The following is a 1118-nucleotide window of genomic DNA, read 5'->3' on the forward strand; positions in this document are numbered from 1 at the left end:
AGGCGAACCCTATACGAAGGGCCACCGGAGTCAGCTGGCTCTGCCAGCTTGACATAGGGGGCCAAACACAGTATTTCACGCAGAGGGCAGCCAAAAGAACAGGGTAGCAGTAAAATTCGCTTGTGACAGTCGAAAAAAACAGCTACCCCTCAGCAGTTTAGCGTGTCTGATGCCTCAGTGCCAAGACCACCTCAAAACAGGCCAGGACAACCTGGTGGTGCGCAAGACCTACGGCAAGCATGGTCTGCGGTACTTAAAGTGCAAAACCTGTGGCACTGAGTTCAGTGAACGCAAAGGAACACCTCTGTGGAACAGCAAAATTCACCCGGACACCTTCATCAAAGTGGCTGAGACCCTGTGTGAGGGCAATTCCATTTCCGCGACCACCCGGCTCTGTAAAGTCCACCACGACACGGTAGAACGCATCATTGTGGTGACCGGACAGCATGCCAGAGCCATCCATGACCACAAAGCCTTGCAGGTGAAGACCACCGCGTTGCAAGCCGATGAACGTTATGGTTTCTACGGCAACAAAAGTCAGCCGTGCTGGGAAGCGACAGTCATTGATCCCTACAGCAAGTTTGTGGTGTCTCTACGGCTGGGCGCCAGAGACGAAACCTTGATTCGAGGTCTGCTGGAGGATGCCCAGAGCCGTCTGGCAGACCCACAACATCTGGCTTTGTTCACCGATGGTGGGCACGGCTACGCCCCCTTGTTTCCAGAAATCTTTGGTGTGCCGTACCAGCCGAAGAAAAAGGGGAGCAAGGGTCGACCTCCAAAAGTGAAGTACCGCATTCCGAGGATGCTGGCCCATGTGCAACTCATCAAGGTGCGGGAGGGCAAAAAGTTAAAGACGGTGGACATCTGCTACACCCACGGCACCCCTGGCAGAATCCGCTTAGAGTTGGAACGGCTGGGGTATACCACACCGAATACCTCTGCCGTGGAACGACAGAATGGCACCGCCAGACAACACAATCCATACATGCATCGTAAAGGACTCTGTTTTGCACACAAAAAAATCACCCGTGTTGGCCTGGCTGAACTTGAAAGGCTGTCCTATAACTGGGCGAAGACCTGTCGAAGCCTGCAGGTGGAATTGCCCGAGCAGATCGGGC

Annotated in this window: 1 protein-coding gene; it reads left to right on the top strand. The window is 54.2% G+C overall.

Annotated elements, in window-relative coordinates:
- Nucleotides 1-169: 169 nt before the first annotated feature.
- Nucleotides 170-1118, top strand: a 949-nt coding sequence (locus tag IEY52_RS26475) for an IS1 transposase (protein WP_189009707.1), incomplete at its 3' end; no start/stop codon positions are given.

It is taken from the genome of Deinococcus roseus (genome assembly GCF_014646895.1).
Taxonomy (GTDB): domain Bacteria; phylum Deinococcota; class Deinococci; order Deinococcales; family Deinococcaceae; genus Deinococcus_C; species Deinococcus_C roseus.